Source organism: Cytobacillus firmus NBRC 15306 (genome assembly GCF_001591465.1).
GTDB lineage: Bacteria > Bacillota > Bacilli > Bacillales > Cytobacillaceae > Cytobacillus > Cytobacillus firmus.
The window spans coordinates 1-2,724 of the sequence record NZ_BCUY01000172.1; the positions used below are offsets into that span (position 1 = coordinate 1).

Below are 2,724 nucleotides of genomic sequence, written 5' to 3' on the forward strand. Positions count from 1 at the left end.
ACTTCTTAGCTGCTTTAGTTCTTTTTCGATTTCGTCTTTAAAGTTGTCGGTCAACAATGAACTGGATAATTCGTTATATTTTCTTGTCAATTTTGTTGTATCCAGCGATTTTATTGCTTTATCAACCCTATCAACTTCCTGGCGAATTTTTGCTAAACGATAAACATTATCTATTCTTTTAGAGATTTTTTCCTTTGAAACCAACTCGTTTTGTTCTGCTAGTAAATCTGCCGAATTGTCTTGCTGGGCTAGTGTTTTTAGATGTTGCAACTCACTGCTTTTTATCTCTAACCAATATTCCATTTCTTTTAAAGGTGGCAAATCAATTTCTGGAATATTATCCAAGGACAGGTGTATATCTGTCTCGGTATTTTGTAATAATGTACTAATTTTTAATGCTGATTGGATAAACAATTCCGCTTGCATTTCCAATTCAGGTGAATCATTATAAAAGAAGGTACGAACAGAGGTGTCCGTTACTTTTGTGAAAGGTAAAGTTTTAATTTTGGTTAATAAAACTTGCCTTTGTGAGTGTAGCTTTGCTGTCTCTTGACTGATGTTGTCAGTCATAAATTCCTCAAAACGCGTTAACCGAATTTGAGATTCTTCCTTCAAGTCTTGTTGGCATAATAGACATTTTGCTTCATTCTCGACATATGGAAATGACTGGCTAGGGTATGCAATTTCATGATATTGCTTGGCGGTGTGCCATAGTTTTTTCCAAGGATCACTACCAACACCATCTAAAGGTTGTTCAACAAATGCTTTACGAGTTAAAACTTCCAGTGTTGCTTTCGAATCGAGGTATCGTTGATGTAATAAGACATATTCTTTAACTTTTTCAACAGATAATTCATTACAAATTTGTTGAAGATTGTTTTTTAAGTTTGTAATATCATTTATGTTCCTTTGGATTTCCTGAATCAATTTAACAGGATTTGAATCAACAAGGACCTTTAAATCTTTTGTAATCTGATTAAGCCGTTCCTGATCTTTTTCTGTGAAAGTACAATTCTGTTGAATGTCCTTTTCTTTCGTTTTGTAAGAAATTGATTCAATAAAAGTTTTGACTTTAGAAGGACTTGTTAAATCATGGAATGAAGGCAATGTTTTTAAAAGTTCATCTTTTAACTGTAATAACATCTGTTTTATTTCAGATTGGTGCCGAGCAAGATCATCGAAGATTTTAAATTCAGTTGGAATAAATACAACTTCGTTTTCGGATTCTGCATAAACTCTCGCACAATCAGTGTCGAAAATACTGATAGATGTTAACAGCTGTTCAGGTGCAGTATTTACAACTCTATTTATAATTGATTCTGTGCCACTTTGCTGTACATAAATGTCGGCTGTGCTTATTGAACCGCTTGATTTATAGACATTTGGGTGAATCTTTGTTTTTTCATCCACAGCTCGGCAAGACTGCTTTAACACCTTAGCATAACTAGATTTCCCAGCTGAATTCTCACCGTACACAACCGTTAACCCATCTGGTAAAAATTCAAGCCCATACTCTGGTTCGATGGCGGCAATATTATTGAAGTTTTTTAATGAAGTAATTTTAATGGTATCTATGGGATTTTTATTTGGGATATGATGTTTTTCTAATGGAGTGATGTTCAAATTCCTCTCAGAAAAACCATTCTCATGAAGGATATTATCGATTACTTCGTTTATATCTATATTTTCGAGCATAGATTTTTGATACAGCCTTCTGATTAAATCATTTTGCCATTTAGGAAGCTCCGAAGACCATTCCCAAATATGAGTGTTAAATTCCATATATTTCCCCCCCTATGACAATAACTTAAACCATACAACAAAAGAGGACAATATATTTTTGAAAAATGTAGAAAAATGACAAAATTATATACTCTAAAAATTCAAAGTTACAAGTATTTATTCTGAATAATCGGAAATTACTTTAAAAAGAGAGAAATTAGGGAGAGAGAAATATGTATGTAGATAATATTAGAAATAAACTTGGGGGACTGGAACAGGAAGAATATGATGAATATTTAAAAAGGCTGCGGTCGGTTTTAAAGAGAAAGTACAGTAAAAATGTCAAACCATCAGAGCTCAAGCAACGGGTTGATGAATTTGTTGGTGGGAAAGATCCTAAAATTGAGTCGTTTGAAGCCTATTTGATAACTTTTGATGAATTATCAACAAACGGGGCTATGAATGCATTACATAACAAAAATGTGAAAATGCCAAAAACTTGGCGGCAATTACTCCTTAAGGTGACAGAAGATCGAACGCTTTCCCCCGAAGTCACAAAACATTTAGAGGAAGAAGAAATCTTAATTGAAATAAAGGCATTGTTTTACTATTCTATTGAATATTGTAAGAGTGAAAAAAAGGATAAGTTCTTTGAAAATCTACGTCATTTTAATGGTTTTTTAAAAATTGCATTAGACAAAAAATGATCTGTTATTAAACTAACAGGTCATTTTTTTGTGATTTATGTAGTATATAAATGACGTTATTTATCCATAATGGTAGAAAAATGTAGTTTTTAAACTACTGTGAAATATATTGATTTTAATAATTAATCAAAAAGTGAGATGAAAATATAGATAAAAAATATTTTTTAAAATTATTTATTCTCAAAAATATTTTTTTGGTAAAAATCAGCACTAGAAAATTTTACAGCATGTAATGTGGACGCTTCCTATTTATGATAGGGGCATGGAAACTTTAAGCAAAGAGGTGACAACCATG

The 2,724-nt window shown here is 32.0% G+C and carries 2 protein-coding genes; one reads left to right on the forward strand and one right to left on the reverse strand.

All coding sequences use genetic code 11. The features are described from left to right. On the reverse strand, positions 1–1,782 hold a 1,782-nt coding region (locus BFI01S_RS21470; protein ID WP_082804585.1), incomplete at its 3' end, for an AAA family ATPase. A 173-nt stretch (positions 1,783–1,955) separates the two neighbouring features. Here BFI01S_RS21470 and BFI01S_RS21475 point away from each other — a divergent pair. Continuing rightward, complete coding sequence (locus BFI01S_RS21475) at positions 1,956–2,429, forward strand: hypothetical protein (RefSeq protein ID WP_061794389.1); 474 nt, start codon at positions 1,956–1,958, stop codon at positions 2,427–2,429. Positions 2,430–2,724: the final 295 nt, after the last annotated feature.